This window comes from Arthrobacter sp. D5-1 (assembly GCF_017357425.1).
In the GTDB taxonomy this organism is placed as follows: Bacteria; Actinomycetota; Actinomycetes; order Actinomycetales; family Micrococcaceae; genus Arthrobacter.
Window position 1 is genome coordinate 15,564 of record NZ_CP014571.1, and the last position, 14,307, is coordinate 29,870.

Below are 14,307 nucleotides of genomic sequence, written 5' to 3' on the forward strand. Positions count from 1 at the left end.
GGTCAGGGAGGGCCCGGCAGAGCGGCGGGACTCAGTGCCCGCGGATGATCCTGCGCTGCGTCGCAACGGCGATGGCAGCCGTGCGGTTATCCACCCCGAGCTTGGAGTAGATGTGCACCAAATGTGTCTTCACAGTGGCCTCGGAAATGAAGAGTTGCTTGGCCATAGCCCTGTTGCTCATGCCGGTCGCCAGCAGTTCCAGTAATTGGACTTCCCTGCCGCTGAGCGCCGGCGACGGGTTCCGGATACGCCCCATGAGCCGCGCCGCAACCTCCGGTGCCAGCGCGGTCTGCCCGGCAGCCGCGGACAGGACGGCCTGCCGGATCTGCTCCGGCGGGGCATCCTTCAGCATGTAACCGCTGGCGCCCGCTTCCACCGCGGACAGGATGTCCGCGTCGGTGTCGTAAGTCGTCAGAATCAGAACGGGAGGCGGGGGACTCCCGGCCTCACCCGCCTTGATCTTCTCCGTAGCCGTCACGCCATCCATGCCGCTGCCCATCTGCAGGTCCATGAGCACCAGGTCCACAGGCTCTCCGAGGGTGTTGAGCTTGCTGAGTTCCACCAGGGCAGCATCACCGTCGGATGCCTCCGCAACAACCGTCACTCCCGGGAAATCCGCCAGCATGGCGCGGAGGCCGGCCCTGACCACGGGATGGTCGTCCACCAAGAGGATGCGGATGTCACTCATGAAACACCTTCGTCTGCCGGAAGCGGCACCCGAACGGCCACTACAGTCCCCTCGCCAGGCGCCGACTCAATCTCCAGTCTGCCGTTCAGCGCGGCCAGTCTCTCGCGCAAACTTTGAAGCCCGACGCCGGTGCCGTCGCCACGCACTGTACCGGCCGCCGTCGACGGTTCGAAACCTTTGCCGTCGTCGAAAACGTCCAAGGTCACCTCAGCGCCAAGAAAGGACAGAGTCACGACGGCGGCACGTGCGTGGGCGTGTGCCCACACGTTCGCGAGGGAAGCCTGGGCGGCCCGGAGCAGGGTGGTCTGGTAGGTGTTGGGCAGCTCCACAGGCGTACCCACCAGCTCGAAGCGGCAGCGCAACGCCGTACCCCGGGCAGCGGCCTCGGTCTCGGTCTTGTCGCAGAGCCGGCGCAGGGTGTCCACCAGGCCGGACTGCTCCAGATCGGGCGACCGCAGGCCGCGGACAAAACTCCGTGCTTCGGCAAGGTTGGTGGACGCTGTGTCCTGGACAATCCTCAACCGTTCCTTGGCTGCCTGCGGATCCCCGTCATCAAGGGCTTTCTCCGCGGACCTGCCCATCAGGATGATGCTGGAAAATCCCTGGGCCAGGGTGTCGTGTATTTCGCGGGCCAGCCGTTCACGTTCAGCAAGCATGCCGGCGTCGTGCTGGGTTTGCGCGAGTTCAGCGCGTGTACGGCGAAGGTCGTCGGCAACAGTGCGCTGGTTCTCGGCTTCCAGGAACAACGCACGGTACGCCAGCCCGGTGACCACGGCGAAGCCAGCCCCGAACACCGGCCCCAGAACCATCGCCAGCTGCAGGCCACCGTCAACCGACCCCCGGCTATGGAACCACAATGCTCCGATCAGCAGGATGGTGCTGAGCGCAATCGCCGGGAGTGCCAGCCGCCGGGGGAGAAGGTGGAGTTGGACGAAGAACAGGGGAAAGGCTACCCAGGCGAAGTCACCGCTGACCAAAAGGAGCAGCAGCCACAGGATCATCACAGCGCCTAGCCACCACCGCGCATACGGCGTGGGGTTGAAGCGGGAGGCATCGCTGGCGTAGCGCTTCTCAAGGATTGTGCCAGCCAGATACACCGCGGCCAGTAGTGCCGAGAGTCCCAGACCCGCTGCCATGGCCACGGGTGTTGGAGGCGACCCGGCAACTCCTACACCTGTCAGCAAACGTACGACGGCCACCAGCAGCAGCACCGCGAAGCCGACGTGCAGGCACACCCGCAGCACGCGGAGGATGGTGGCGGCGCCGGTGGACTGCATGCCTCCCAGCGTATCCCCGGCGATGTGCGAACCGGGCCGGATTCCGTGTCCCCGCGGCTGAATCAACCATTTGGATGATCGCCCTTTCAACCCCTTGGCGTGAACGAATCCATCCGGTTCCCGATGTCTTCGCGAGGCATCGCGGGAAAGGTTGATTGTGCCGGGACCAAGCCCGCACCGAACCGAAGGAATCCGATGTTTCTCGCCATCCGCGACATCCGTTTCGCCAAGGGCCGCTTCGCGCTCATGGGCAGCGTGGTCGCGCTGATCACCTTACTGCTCGTCATGCTTTCCGGGCTGACGGCAGGCCTGGGTAACCAATCAACGTCGGCCATTGCCGCGCTGCACGTGCAGCAGATCGTCTTCGGCGCTCCTGCCGGAGGTGAGCCCAAGGCCTCATATACGGAGTCGGAAGTCTCCAGCCAGCAGCTCGAGGCTTGGCGGGAACAGCCGGGCGTTACGTCGGTGCAGGCACTGGGAATCAGCCAGACGCGGTTCCAGTCACTTGGTGATGGCGGCACACCGAGCGGAACGGCGAACGTCGCAGTTTTCGGCGGCTCTGTGGCTCCCTCAGCAGTGGAGGACGGAACGGTTGTGATCGGTGAATCCTTGGCAAAGGACCTGTCGCTGCAGGCCGGAAGCCGGGTCCGGGTTGGCGGAAAAGATCTCACCGTCTCGGCGGTTGTTGAGGACCAGTGGTATTCACACACTGGAGTGGTCTGGACGACGCTGGAAACCTGGAGGTCCGTCGCACACGCGACGCCAGGCACTGCCACAATCCTGGCGGTAACGCACGACGCCGGAACCTCCTTGGACATCGATGCCGCCAATGCGGCGGCCGGCACAGTGAGCGCGGATCCCGTTGGGTCCTTCCAGGCGTTGGCCTCATACAAGAGTGAGAACGGATCACTCATGCTGATGCAGGCATTTCTCTATGGGATCTCCGCGCTGGTGATTGTGGCATTCCTGACCGTCTGGACCGTGCAACGTACCCGCGATATTGCCGTGCTCAAGGCGCTGGGTGCGTCCTCAGGCTACGTGTTGCGGGATGCGTTGGCGCAGGCAGCTTTGGTACTGCTGGCCGGAGCAGCCGTGGGCGGCTCGTTGGGACTTGCCGGCGGATTGCTCGCGGCCCAGGCCGCGCCGTTCCTCATCACTCCCTTGACCACGCTGGTACCCATTGCCGGAATCGTCATCCTTGGCCTGGGCGGTGCCGTCCTCGCAGTCCGCAAAGTCACCAAGGTCGATCCATTGCTTGCCCTCGGCGGCAACTAAAACATACCCCGAAAGGCATACATCGTGACTACAGCATTGAACCTCGTCAACGTCTCCCTCGAATACCCTGATGGCGGCTCAACCCTCAAAGCACTCGACGCCGTCAACCTCAGCGTTCGCAGGGGTGAATTTCTCTCCTTGGTAGGTCCTTCAGGATCCGGCAAGTCCTCGCTGCTCGCCGTCGCCGCTACTCTCGTGACACCCACCGCCGGGCTGGTCGTCATCGATGGGCAGGACGTCTCCGCCCTCAAGGAGGCCGACCGCACGGCGCTTCGCCGGGACAAGGTGGGCATCATCTTCCAGCAACCAAACCTGCTTCCCTCGCTGACCGCCGTCGAGCAATTGCTGATCCGCGAGCACTTGCGGGGCAATCCGCTGAAAGAAGCCCGCCGCACGGCCGAGGGGCTGCTGGACGTTGTGGGCCTGTCCACAGCGGCACACAAAAGGCCCCATCAGTTGTCAGGGGGACAGCGTCAGCGGGTGAACATTGCCCGGGCGCTCATGGGCAACCCAACCGTCCTGCTGGTGGATGAACCAACTGCTGCATTGGATCACGAGCGCAGCGAATCCATCGTCCGGTTGCTGCGGCGGGTGACGGATGAGTTCTCCACGGCCACTGTCATGGTCACCCACGACACAGAGTTCCTGCCCCTCACCGACGCCGTCGCCACCATGCGCGACGGGCGAATCAGCCCCGCACTGGTCCCCGCCGCGCAGCCCAAGTAAGTAGCAGTTGATCAGTTGGGTGAACGGAGGAGGGCCTCGTCCTGGGCGTCGTCATAGGCGTCGCGGGCTTCGAGGATGGTGGGCACATGGGTCTCGGCCCAATGGCGCAACATCGTCAGCGGGGGCAGCAGGGACTCGCCCAAGGCCGTCAGTTCGTAGTCAACCCGAGGCGGTACCTGCGCGTAGACGGTCCGCGTAATGAGGCCGTCGCGCTCCAAGGCGCGCAGGGTTTGCGTCAAGACCTTTGGAGTCACGACGTTCACCATTTTGCGCAGTTCCGAAAAACGGACCGGCCCGTCGCCAAGCACTTGAATCACCAATGAGGCCCACTTATCGCCGATGCGCTGGAAAACCACCCGCGACGGACAGTTGGGATCCAGGACATTGCCGGCCAGGTCTTTAGTATCCATGAGGTAACCCAGTTCCTTTGAAGCTATCAGTATCCGGTGGATACCGTTGTGTTATTGCAAGGATACCAACCCCAAGGAGAGCTATGAAAATCGCAGTCTACGGCGCAACGGGCATGGTCGGCAGCCAGATTGTCAATGAGTCCATCACCCGCGGCCATGAGGTGACAGCCATATCCCGCAAGGGCGCAGAGGTTCCCGGCGCCGCCGCCCAGGCGGCGGATCTGGCTGACGGCCAGGCATTCGCCTCCATCGCAAAAGAGCACGACGTCGTCGTACTGGCTACGGGTCCCAGCCGCACCGGCGGCGACCATGGCGAATGGCTCGATGCCATGGCTACCGCCTACAGCAACGCCGAAGGAACGCGACTCATGATCGTCGGCGGTGCCGGCACCCTGGAAATCGATGGTGTCCGCCTGCTCGATTCCCCGGACTTCCCGGAGGCCTACAAAGCTGAGGCGACCACCGCAGCCAAGGCCCTCGAAGCCGTCAAGCAGACCCCGGAATCCGTTGACTGGACCGTCCTTGCCCCCGCTCCGGTCATTCAGCCGGGCGAACGCACCGGCGAGTACACCGTGGCCAAGGATTCCCCTGCCGGCAACAGCATCTCTTCACAGGACTACGCCGTAGCCATGCTGGACGAGATCGAAACCCCGGCCCACCGGCGCGCCCGTTTCACGGCCGCCAACTAACCCAAGCTAAAGCCCCAGGCCCAGCCCGGGTACGCGCGCACCAAAGATGTCCTTGAGGGCATGTTTCGCTGCGTGGTACCCGGGCATTCCTGTCACACCGGGCCCGGGCGGTGTGGACGACGAACACAGATATACACCCGGCATCGGTGTCCTCCACGGCGCGTTTGACACCACGGGCCGCTGCACCAAGCCGCGCAGGTCCAGGAGTCCGGCACTGAAGTCGCCCCCAACATAGTTCTCGTTGTACGCAGCCAATTCCGCCGCCGTCGTGGTTTGTGAAGCGACCACGACGTCCCGGAAACCGGGGGCGTACTTCTCAATCCGCGCCGTCACGGCCTCAGCCATGTCCACCGTGGAATGGGCAGGCACATGGCAGTATGACCAGAGAACCTGGCGGCCCTCCGGTGCCCGGGTGGGGTCTACTACCGATGGCTGGGACACCAGGACGTACGGCTCGGTGGGATGCTTGCCCAGATCCACCAGGTTCTCGGATTCGGCCATGGCAAGCCGCGAACCACCCACATGGACGGTTCCTGCCTTCGCCAATCCGGGATCCAGCCAAGGAACGGGTCCCGACAGAATGAAATCCACTTTGCAGGCCGCATTCCCGAATCGGAATGTTTCAAGTGCACGCCGGTAGCGGTCGGGGACTTCAGTTCCGCCGAGCCTGGCCAAGGTGGGCGGAGCGACGTCCAGCAGGATGGCCTTCGCGGGCCGGACTTGATCCAGCGAGTCCACGCGTTCACCCACGTGGATTGTCCCGCCGTGGTCCGTCAGGTCGTCTGCCATGGCCCTCGCGATGGACATCGACCCTCCGACGGGAATGGCCCAGCCTTCCGCGTGGGCCAGCACGCTGAGGAGGAGGCCGGCGCCGGTGGAACTGAGGGACGGCTGCGAACCGAGGGCGTGCGACATGACTCCCGTCAACAGCGCAGGAGCCGCATCTTCCCGGAAACGGCGGCTCCAGAGTGGCGTCCCCTGGTCAAGGGTGGCAAGCCCGAACAGGGCGGCCGCCAAGGGGTCCTTCGGCATACGCAACAGCTGGTTGGAGGTAAAGTCCACCACTCCGTTGACACGCTCCACCAAAGGCCCCAGAAGCCGTCGGTACGCCGCACCGTCCACGCCCAGTTCCAAGACCGTCCGTTCCAGCGACTGGTACGCCAGCGCCGCGCCGCCTGTGTCCAGGGGAGTGCCGTGCTGGACTTCCGGAACCCGTAGGTCTATCCGCCGGGAAAGCTCGAAAGCGCGGAAGAACGGTGACGCCAGGGCCATGGGATGGACAGCGGAGCAGACATCGTAGAGGTAGCCCGGTTCCAGGAGTTCACTGGTACGCGAGCCACCGCCGATTGCCTCCGCGGCCTCGTAAAGGCGAACGTCCAGGCCGGCGCGCGCCATGACCACTGCGGCGGCCAGACCGTTGGGACCGGCTCCGACGACGGCGACATCACCCATGGCCGGTTACCTCCGCTCGCTGGACTGCTGGGATTCGACGGCTCGGTGGGCAGCGCTCCACGGCAACAAGGACCGCGACGGCCGGAAAAGGTCTATCCGGAGCCAATCCGGGGCCCCGTTAAAGGGCCCTCCATGGGGATCGTCCTCACCGTGGATGCGCAAAGGGTCCTGTGCGGGATCCCAGATATCCATGACCACCCGTGCCATAAGGTAGGCGGTCACCGTCATGTGCAGGCCGACTGCCAGCACGTAGTAGGACATATCGATGTTGTGCTGGACGGAGCCGCCACTGGTCGCCTGGCCCAGGTACATCCAAATTGCAGCCCAATGCAGCCCCTCGGCTGCCTGCCAGATGAGGAAGTCGCGCCAACGCGGCCGGGCCAGAGCCAGGAGCGGGATGAGCCAGATGACAAATTGTGGTGAGTACACCTTGTTGGTGAGGATGAACGCAGCAACTATGAGGAACACGAGCTGGGCGATCCGGGGGCGCCGCGGCGCACACAACGCCAGGGCCCCAATAAGTGCACACGCCAGGATGAACAGGTACAGCGCCAGCGAATTGATGGTGGCCGCATTCATTTGCGTCCACTGGACCCGGTCGGCCACCAGGTTGTAAGCAAACCACGGAGAGCTGTACCCGGCCGGGCGTTCCTGGGTGAACTCAAAGAAGTAGCGCCAGCCGGAGGGATTCATGGCGGCGATCGGCAGGTTAACTGCGAGCCACGAAGCCAAGGCGGCACCGGCGGTGACGAAGAAGGCCCGCAGCTTGCCGCTGCGCAGTGCCAGGACCAGTACAGCGCCAAGGATCAGGACGGGGTAAAGCTTGGTGGCCGTGCCCAGTCCAATGAACACCCCGGCAAGCAACAGTTTGTCCCGTGAGAAGAAGTACATTCCCAGGGCCAGCAGCCCCACGGCCCACATATCCCAGTTGATGAAGCCGGCAAGGATGATCCCGGGCGCGACGGCTACCATGGCGGCGTCCCACGGGCGACGCTTGTTGATTCGTGCCGTCAGCAGCACGGTGATCATCCAGACGGCCACGATCAATGTCGCGTTGATATCGAAATAGCCCAGGATGCGTTCGCTGCCCACCCCCTGGCCAGGGACCATCAACGCCGTGATACCGGCGATGATTCCCATGAGGACGGGGTACTCGAACAGGCTGCCCTGGGTGAAGAAGGGGAAGATGCCATCGCCGAGGCCGCGGTTCTTGAAGAGCTCGGGGAAGTCGGAGTAGCAGGTGGCGTAGAACTGCCCGGGCGTTTGCCACCCATTAACGCGGCAGTACTCCTTGGCGAGAACTGCCAGTATCGCGGCCACTACGGTCAGGACGATGAGGACCCGTTCAACGGTGTACGGCCCGGAGGAGGGCTGTCCCGGAGACGAGTGCTTCCCCAAGGGCCCGCCAATGAGCTCCGTGAAGTTCCGAAGCAGGGAGTCGCTGCGGCTGGGAACCACAAAGCGGGCACGTTTTTGCTGCCGGTGCGGCTTCGTCTCCTGCATGGATCGAGCTTACAGTCACGCCTTGGCTGCAGCATCACACGCAGCCAACATCATCCCGCACCAGCGCCGTTAAAGCCCCTTAAAAGGGCTCTTCGCGGTTGATGGTGAAACAGGTTCCGTGTCTTGAAATCTGAAGGGCTCGTAGCCCTGCTGTGATGGATGTTCTCTACGCATTCATCAAGAGTCAGGAGCTACGAGCCTTGAACGAGCCTACTTCGCCGCGCCCCGATGCTGCCACCGCCATTTTCAACCTGCCCGACTACCGGGTCACCGGCACCGAGGTCCTCGCCTTCGGGCAGCGACGGATCCGCGTCGTGGCCACCGCCGAGGCCGGCTGCCCGTCCTGCGGCGTGATCAGCACCCGCGTGCATTCACGCCGGTCACAACGCCTGCGTGACATCCCTGTCGCCGGCCCGGTCGAAGTGGTCTGGGCCAAGCGGAGGTTCTTCTGCGATGAGTACCTGTGCCCCCGCCGGACATTCACCGAGGAGACAGCCGAGGTACCGCGCCGGGCACGGTCCACCCGCCGGCTCCGTGAGGCCCTGGTGGCCGCCGTGATCGGTTCCGGGAGGGCCGCCGCCGAGGCTGCCTCTTCATTCGGTGTCTCGTGGTGGCTTGTCCAGCGGGCACTGGATTCCGCGGCGCTGACGCTGCCCGATGTCGATGCCCTGGCACCGCGGATGCTCGGCATCGATGAACACCGCTACCGGTCCGTGCGGTTCTTCCGCGACCCTGCCACGAAGGCCTGGAAACGCTACGAACCCTGGATGACCACCATCGTCGATCTCGACACCGGACAAGTCCTCGGGATCGTTGACGGCCGCGACAGCGAGGGGGTAGGAGACTGGCTGTTCGCCCGCCCGCTTCAGTGGCGGCTGGGCGTGCAGGTCGTTGCCATCGACCCCTCGGCGGCGTTCCGCAAGGCCCTGCGGATGTGGCTTCCACGCACCGCTGTCTCAGTCGACGCGTTCCACCTGGTCAAGCTCGGCAACGACATGCTCACCGAAGTCCGGCAACGACTCACCCAGCAGACCCATGGTCGGCGGGGGCGCTCCATCGATCCGGTCTGGGCCAACCGGCGACTGCTCCTGCGCGCCGGGGACACGCTCTCGGATCGGGCCCGGGACAGGCTCAGCAACGTGTTCGCGACCGACGATGTCACCGGGAAGCTGCAGGCCGCGTGGCTGGTCAAGGAACAGCTCCGGGCCCTGCTGACTACCGGCTCTCTTGCCGACGCTGCCGCCGCGAAGGACCGGCTGCAGGTCCTGGTCGAGCGAGCCGCGCAGCCGGAGACGAACCGGCTGTGGCGCACAATCTGCCGGTGGTGGAAAGAGATCGAAGTCCTCATTGTCACCGGTGCGACAACCGCGAAAGTGGAAGCCAACAACACCGCGATAAAACACATAAAGAGGACGGGTCGGGGATTCACCAACGCACGCAACTACAAAACCCGTATCCTGTTGCGCAGTGCCGCCAGAACAGCGGCATGAACATCCCTCACGGCAGAACGTTCACCACGAACCGTGAAGAGCCCACAAACTACGGCCCGGCCGGATTGAATTAGCCGAGTTCATTGCCCTCGCGGGCAACACTGAGGGATTGCCCTGGAAGAGCTTCATGGGGCTCGGTGCGAGGAAGGTAGACGCTGGCAACGGGGGCCTGGCGGCAGCTGGGGAGAATACGCTCCTGAAATCCCCCGGACACACCGCTCGGGAGAATATCCAGCTTGAAGTGAGAGAAAGCGGTAGCAGGGGCGGCACTTTCCCGCCCTGCTGGGGACAGCCGGTAATGCCCTGTTCCTCTGCTTCGCGCTGCCCCTCTTCCCGCCGGCTGGAAGTCCTCCGGGAAACTAACAGCCGCGGTCCTGGATTCACACGGAAAGCCCGTCGCAACAACTATTTCTATTGACGGCTCTTCGCGGTTGATGGTGAAACAGGTTCCGTGTCTTGAAATCTGAAGGGCTCGTAGCCCTGCTGTGATGGATGTTCTCTACGCATTCATCAAGAGTCAGGAGCTACGAGCCTTGAACGAGCCTACTTCGCCGCGCCCCGATGCTGCCACCGCCATTTTCAACCTGCCCGACTACCGGGTCACCGGCACCGAGGTCCTCGCCTTCGGGCAGCGACGGATCCGCGTCGTGGCCACCGCCGAGGCCGGCTGCCCGTCCTGCGGCGTGATCAGCACCCGCGTGCATTCACGCCGGTCACAACGCCTGCGTGACATCCCTGTCGCCGGCCCGGTCGAAGTGGTCTGGGCCAAGCGGAGGTTCTTCTGCGATGAGTACCTGTGCCCCCGCCGGACATTCACCGAGGAGACAGCCGAGGTACCGCGCCGGGCACGGTCCACCCGCCGGCTCCGTGAGGCCCTGGTGGCCGCCGTGATCGGTTCCGGGAGGGCCGCCGCCGAGGCTGCCTCTTCATTCGGTGTCTCGTGGTGGCTTGTCCAGCGGGCACTGGATTCCGCGGCGCTGACGCTGCCCGATGTCGATGCCCTGGCACCGCGGATGCTCGGCATCGATGAACACCGCTACCGGTCCGTGCGGTTCTTCCGCGACCCTGCCACGAAGGCCTGGAAACGCTACGAACCCTGGATGACCACCATCGTCGATCTCGACACCGGACAAGTCCTCGGGATCGTTGACGGCCGCGACAGCGAGGGGGTAGGAGACTGGCTGTTCGCCCGCCCGCTTCAGTGGCGGCTGGGCGTGCAGGTCGTTGCCATCGACCCCTCGGCGGCGTTCCGCAAGGCCCTGCGGATGTGGCTTCCACGCACCGCTGTCTCAGTCGACGCGTTCCACCTGGTCAAGCTCGGCAACGACATGCTCACCGAAGTCCGGCAACGACTCACCCAGCAGACCCATGGTCGGCGGGGGCGCTCCATCGATCCGGTCTGGGCCAACCGGCGACTGCTCCTGCGCGCCGGGGACACGCTCTCGGATCGGGCCCGGGACAGGCTCAGCAACGTGTTCGCGACCGACGATGTCACCGGGAAGCTGCAGGCCGCGTGGCTGGTCAAGGAACAGCTCCGGGCCCTGCTGACTACCGGCTCTCTTGCCGACGCTGCCGCCGCGAAGGACCGGCTGCAGGTCCTGGTCGAGCGAGCCGCGCAGCCGGAGACGAACCGGCTGTGGCGCACAATCTGCCGGTGGTGGAAAGAGATCGAAGTCCTCATTGTCACCGGTGCGACAACCGCGAAAGTGGAAGCCAACAACACCGCGATAAAACACATAAAGAGGACGGGTCGGGGATTCACCAACGCACGCAACTACAAAACCCGTATCCTGTTGCGCAGTGCCGCCAGAACAGCGGCATGAACATCCCTCACGGCAGAACGTTCACCACGAACCGTGAAGAGCCCTTAAAAGGGGGGAGCCCACGCGTAGCCGCGTGGGCTCCTTGAGGTTCAGCATGAAGGTGTGGCACCTGAACTCCTTAGTGGCGGTTGCAGGGCATCAACGGATGAGTCCCATCTGGTGCAGGACAACGTAGACGTCTTCACGGCGCTGGTCCAGCAGTTGGCCGTTGAATAGCGTGCGGTCCTTGGGAGCATTGGTGCTCTTGAAGAAGCGCATGTCTTCCGGGCGTTTTCGCATGGTTCACCTCCTTCCAAGGTAAATCATCGGAATTTAGGCACAGCAATTAGAGCCTTATGAACTCAAAGAATTCATGGCAAGAAAAGGGCATAAACAGCCGAGGCTAATAAGGGGATAAAAGCGGACCGAATCAGGAAAACCCGAATCATCGTGCACAATTGCGCGTGCTTCCAGCAGTCGACCCAACAAGAAGCTGGTTCCGAACTTTGGGGAAACTGCGCACCCGCGGCATGCTGCGTGGGTCCGCGCCTACAACTGACTACTCAGAAGGCCAACCACAGAGAGTGGCCGACCACGAAACTCCGCCGGCGTCAGGGCCGGTCCGGATTGTTCAGGAGTGGGTCAGAGAGCAAAAATGGCGTCGATCATCAGCAGAGGCCGGGGTAGCAGTGACGGTCAACTTCCGTCCGCTAGTCAAAGTAATCATTTTTCCCAACCTCCTTTTCTGGCTGATAACCAGCCTGCTGTGGCATTGTTCCGGCTGACTGAACCGGAGAATGCGCGCCTGGTTCCCGGCGGGTCGCTCTGGGAACAAGATATAAGCTACCCCATGAACCGGGGATTTGACCAGCACAAATGGCTAATTCGCCAAAAGTTTTCTAAATTCGTGTTCTAGAGGCCCCAACGCACAATTGCCGGCGTCCGCTTATCCCACCCGAGAGTGCAGACTTTTGCAGTTCCGAGAATGAAGTGCCGGCCTTCGCGCGCATCCATTTCCAGCCATCGCGCGGTGAGGATCCTGGAGAAATGCCCGTGTGCCACCACCAGGACATTGTCCATTCCGGATTCCAGGACGCGTCCAATGATCTTGTCTGCCCGGGCGGCTACTTCGTCCAAGGTTTCACCGTTGGGCACGCCATCGGTCCAGATGAGGTAGTCCGGGTTGTCCTTGCGGATGAGGTCGGAGCTGATGCCTTCGTAGTCGCCGTAGTTCCATTCGACCGCAAGGGGCTCGTGCACGGCTTCCGGGTAGCCGGCCAGTTCCGCCGTGCGACGGGCACGGCGCAGCGGCGAGGTCAGGACGAGGTCGAAGTCGATGCCCTCCAGGACCTTGCGGGCCTCCACAGCCTGCTGTTCACCCTCAACAGTGAGGGGAAGGTCCGTCAGGCCGGTGTACTGGCCGCTCTTGGACCATTCCGTCTCGCCGTGGCGAAGGATCCAAAGTTGCGGACGTGGGGAAGTCGCAGCGTTCATGAAGGCTCCTCAGTTTCGGTCAAAGGCTCGACGACGGCGGACTCGGGTTGCGCTTCCCACCAAGCCAAAAGCTTCTGCTCGGCTTCCTCGGGGGACAGTGGTCCGTGTTCCATGCGTTCTTCGAGAAGGAACTTGTAGGCCCTGCCCACCACGGGACCGGGCTTGAGCCCCAGGAGTGCCATGATCTGCGCTCCATCAAGGTCGGGCCGCACAGCCGCCAGCGACTCCTGCTCCAAGAGCGTCGTGATGCGTTGCTCAAGGTCATCGTAGGCGAAGGACAGGCGGTCGGCCTTGCGCTGGTTACGCGTGGTGACGTCGGAACGCGTGAGGCGGTGCAGACGCTCCAACAGGGGACCGGCGTCGGTCACGTACCGGCGGACCGCGGAATCGCTCCAGCCCGCGTCGCCGTAGCCGTAGAAGCGCATGTGGAGTTCCACCAGGCGGGACACTGCTTTGATCGACTCGTTGTCAAAACGCAGTGCCTTCATTCTCTTCGCCGTCAGCTTGGACCCCACAACATCGTGATGACGGAAGCTGACCGCGCCGCCCGGTTCAAAACGACGCGTCGCCGGCTTGCCGACGTCGTGCATCAGCGCAGCGAACCTCAGCACGAAGTCCGGGCCGGGCACTGGACCGTCAGGTCCCGTTTCCAAGGCAGCGGCCTGCTCCAGTACCTGCAGGGAGTGCTGGTACACGTCCTTATGGCGGTGGTGTTCGTCGGCTTCGAGCCTCAGGGCTGACACCTCCGGAAGCACGAACTCTGCGAGCCCTGTGTCCACCAGGAGGTCGATGCCCACACGCGGGTGCGCTCCGTTGATGAGCTTGACCAGCTCTTCACGGACGCGCTCGGCGGAGATGATCTTGATACGGTCGGCCATTTGTGACATCGCCAGACGGACGTCGTCGTGGACCGACACGCCCAGCTGGGACGCGAAACGTGCCGCACGCATCATGCGCAGGGGATCGTCGGAGAAGGATGCCTCGGGCGCACCGGGTGTGGCGAGCTCGGAGGCGTGGAGGTCGCGGACACCGCCGAACGGGTCCACGAGTTCCAGGCTGGGCAACCGCAGTGCCATGGCATTGATGGTGAAGTCGCGCCGCAGCAGGTCATCGGTCAGGGAGTTGCCGAACGCCACCACCGGCTTGCGTGAATCGGGGTCGTAAGCCTCCGCGCGGTAGGTGGTGATCTCGATCTGGAAGCCGCTCTTCTTCATTCCGATGGTGCCGAAGGCGCGTCCGATTTCCCAGAAGTTGTCCGCCCACTTCTTGATGACGGCGATTGTCTGGTCCGGCGTGGCATCGGTGGTGAAGTCAAGGTCCGGGGATGTCCTCCCCAGGAAGAGGTCGCGCACAGGTCCACCCACCAGGGACAGCTCAAAGCCGGCATCGACAAAGCGCTGCCCGAGGTCGAGCACCACCGGATCGATGGTGAAGTTAACTGAAGAGCTGTCCAATACGTGCGCCATAGTTCCTTAAGCTTGGCAGATTTTTGCTCGGCATT

14 protein-coding genes are annotated in these 14,307 nt (G+C 63.5%); 6 read left to right on the forward strand and 8 right to left on the reverse strand.

Features of this window, described 5'->3' with window-relative positions:
- Window positions 1-31: 31 nt before the first annotated feature.
- Window positions 32-688 carry a response regulator transcription factor gene (locus AYX22_RS00060; protein ID WP_207595566.1) on the reverse strand — a complete coding sequence of 219 codons (657 nt, stop codon included), beginning with the start codon at window positions 686-688 and terminating at the stop codon, window positions 32-34.
- Window positions 685-1,965 (reverse strand): sensor histidine kinase, encoded by a 1,281-nt coding sequence (locus tag AYX22_RS00065; RefSeq protein ID WP_207595567.1) that lies wholly within the window; start codon window positions 1,963-1,965, stop codon window positions 685-687. The genes AYX22_RS00060 and AYX22_RS00065 overlap by 4 nt, the downstream gene beginning before the upstream one ends.
- A gap of 195 nt (window positions 1,966-2,160) precedes the next feature.
- Between AYX22_RS00065 and AYX22_RS00070 the strand changes: the two genes are divergently transcribed.
- Both AYX22_RS00070 and AYX22_RS00075 read left to right on the forward strand, forming a co-directional pair.
- Window positions 2,161-3,240 (forward strand): ABC transporter permease, encoded by a 1,080-nt coding sequence (locus AYX22_RS00070; protein WP_207595568.1) that lies wholly within the window; start codon window positions 2,161-2,163, stop codon window positions 3,238-3,240.
- Window positions 3,241-3,264: 24 nt separating this feature from the next.
- On the forward strand, window positions 3,265-3,966 hold the full coding sequence (locus AYX22_RS00075) for an ABC transporter ATP-binding protein (RefSeq protein WP_207595569.1): 702 nt from the start codon (window positions 3,265-3,267) through the stop codon (window positions 3,964-3,966).
- Between the two features lie 11 nt (window positions 3,967-3,977).
- On the opposite strand, the gene AYX22_RS00080 is transcribed toward AYX22_RS00075, so the two are convergent.
- On the reverse strand, window positions 3,978-4,376 hold the full coding sequence (locus tag AYX22_RS00080) for a helix-turn-helix domain-containing protein (protein ID WP_207595570.1): 399 nt from the start codon (window positions 4,374-4,376) through the stop codon (window positions 3,978-3,980).
- An 83-nt stretch (window positions 4,377-4,459) separates the two neighbouring features.
- On the opposite strand from AYX22_RS00080, the gene AYX22_RS00085 reads away from it, so the two are divergent.
- Window positions 4,460-5,065, forward strand: a complete 606-nt coding sequence (locus tag AYX22_RS00085; RefSeq protein ID WP_207595571.1) for an NAD(P)H-binding protein — start codon at window positions 4,460-4,462, stop codon at window positions 5,063-5,065.
- Between the two features lie 6 nt (window positions 5,066-5,071).
- Here AYX22_RS00085 and AYX22_RS00090 read toward each other — a convergent pair whose 3' ends face one another.
- Window positions 5,072-6,517, reverse strand: coding sequence for an NAD(P)/FAD-dependent oxidoreductase (locus AYX22_RS00090; RefSeq protein WP_207595572.1), 1,446 nt, complete (start codon window positions 6,515-6,517; stop codon window positions 5,072-5,074).
- Between the two features lie 6 nt (window positions 6,518-6,523).
- Window positions 6,524-8,020 (reverse strand): glycosyltransferase 87 family protein, encoded by a 1,497-nt coding sequence (locus AYX22_RS00095; protein ID WP_207595573.1) that lies wholly within the window; start codon window positions 8,018-8,020, stop codon window positions 6,524-6,526.
- 155 nt (window positions 8,021-8,175) lie between these two features.
- Between AYX22_RS00095 and AYX22_RS00100 the strand changes: the two genes are divergently transcribed.
- Both AYX22_RS00100 and AYX22_RS00105 read left to right on the forward strand, forming a co-directional pair.
- Window positions 8,176-9,510 carry an ISL3 family transposase gene (locus AYX22_RS00100; protein WP_231941989.1) on the forward strand — a complete coding sequence of 445 codons (1,335 nt, stop codon included), beginning with the start codon at window positions 8,176-8,178 and terminating at the stop codon, window positions 9,508-9,510.
- Between the two features lie 488 nt (window positions 9,511-9,998).
- Window positions 9,999-11,333 carry an ISL3 family transposase gene (locus AYX22_RS00105; RefSeq protein ID WP_231941989.1) on the forward strand — a complete coding sequence of 445 codons (1,335 nt, stop codon included), beginning with the start codon at window positions 9,999-10,001 and terminating at the stop codon, window positions 11,331-11,333.
- A gap of 138 nt (window positions 11,334-11,471) precedes the next feature.
- Here the strand turns inward: AYX22_RS00105 and AYX22_RS00110 are convergent, their stop codons facing one another.
- Window positions 11,472-11,612 carry a hypothetical protein gene (locus AYX22_RS00110; RefSeq protein ID WP_181151794.1) on the reverse strand — a complete coding sequence of 47 codons (141 nt, stop codon included), beginning with the start codon at window positions 11,610-11,612 and terminating at the stop codon, window positions 11,472-11,474.
- A gap of 355 nt (window positions 11,613-11,967) precedes the next feature.
- Between AYX22_RS00110 and AYX22_RS00115 the strand changes: the two genes are divergently transcribed.
- The gene (locus tag AYX22_RS00115) at window positions 11,968-12,228 is read left to right on the forward strand and encodes a hypothetical protein (RefSeq protein ID WP_207595574.1); all 261 of its coding nucleotides are present in this window, start codon (window positions 11,968-11,970) and stop codon (window positions 12,226-12,228) included.
- Here the strand turns inward: AYX22_RS00115 and AYX22_RS00120 are convergent.
- Together AYX22_RS00120 and AYX22_RS00125 are read right to left on the reverse strand one after the other, a co-directional pair.
- Entirely contained in the window at window positions 12,225-12,806 is a 582-nt protein-coding gene (locus tag AYX22_RS00120; protein WP_089597061.1) for a histidine phosphatase family protein, read from the reverse strand. The genes AYX22_RS00115 and AYX22_RS00120 overlap by 4 nt on opposite strands.
- Entirely contained in the window at window positions 12,803-14,272 is a 1,470-nt protein-coding gene (locus AYX22_RS00125) for a CCA tRNA nucleotidyltransferase (RefSeq protein WP_207595575.1), read from the reverse strand. The genes AYX22_RS00120 and AYX22_RS00125 overlap by 4 nt, the downstream gene beginning before the upstream one ends.
- Between the last annotated feature and the right edge of the window lie 35 nt (window positions 14,273-14,307).

What these genes read in the sequence shown, in the direction of transcription:
- AYX22_RS00110 (WP_181151794.1), bottom strand. Translation starts at nt 11,612, where the DNA reads ATGCGAAAACGCCCGGAAGACATGCGCTTCTTCAAGAGCACCAATGCT.
- AYX22_RS00065 (WP_207595567.1), bottom strand. Translation starts at nt 1,965, where the DNA reads ATGCAGTCCACCGGCGCCGCCACCATCCTCCGCGTGCTGCGGGTGTGC.
- AYX22_RS00090 (WP_207595572.1), bottom strand. Translation starts at nt 6,517, where the DNA reads ATGGGTGATGTCGCCGTCGTCGGAGCCGGTCCCAACGGTCTGGCCGCC.
- AYX22_RS00100 (WP_231941989.1), top strand. Translation starts at nt 8,176, where the DNA reads ATGGATGTTCTCTACGCATTCATCAAGAGTCAGGAGCTACGAGCCTTG.
- AYX22_RS00080 (WP_207595570.1), bottom strand. Translation starts at nt 4,376, where the DNA reads ATGGATACTAAAGACCTGGCCGGCAATGTCCTGGATCCCAACTGTCCG.
- AYX22_RS00120 (WP_089597061.1), bottom strand. Translation starts at nt 12,806, where the DNA reads ATGAACGCTGCGACTTCCCCACGTCCGCAACTTTGGATCCTTCGCCAC.
- AYX22_RS00070 (WP_207595568.1), top strand. Translation starts at nt 2,161, where the DNA reads ATGTTTCTCGCCATCCGCGACATCCGTTTCGCCAAGGGCCGCTTCGCG.
- AYX22_RS00125 (WP_207595575.1), bottom strand. Translation starts at nt 14,272, where the DNA reads ATGGCGCACGTATTGGACAGCTCTTCAGTTAACTTCACCATCGATCCG.
- AYX22_RS00095 (WP_207595573.1), bottom strand. Translation starts at nt 8,020, where the DNA reads ATGCAGGAGACGAAGCCGCACCGGCAGCAAAAACGTGCCCGCTTTGTG.
- AYX22_RS00115 (WP_207595574.1), top strand. Translation starts at nt 11,968, where the DNA reads ATGGCGTCGATCATCAGCAGAGGCCGGGGTAGCAGTGACGGTCAACTT.
- AYX22_RS00085 (WP_207595571.1), top strand. Translation starts at nt 4,460, where the DNA reads ATGAAAATCGCAGTCTACGGCGCAACGGGCATGGTCGGCAGCCAGATT.
- AYX22_RS00060 (WP_207595566.1), bottom strand. Translation starts at nt 688, where the DNA reads ATGAGTGACATCCGCATCCTCTTGGTGGACGACCATCCCGTGGTCAGG.
- AYX22_RS00105 (WP_231941989.1), top strand. Translation starts at nt 9,999, where the DNA reads ATGGATGTTCTCTACGCATTCATCAAGAGTCAGGAGCTACGAGCCTTG.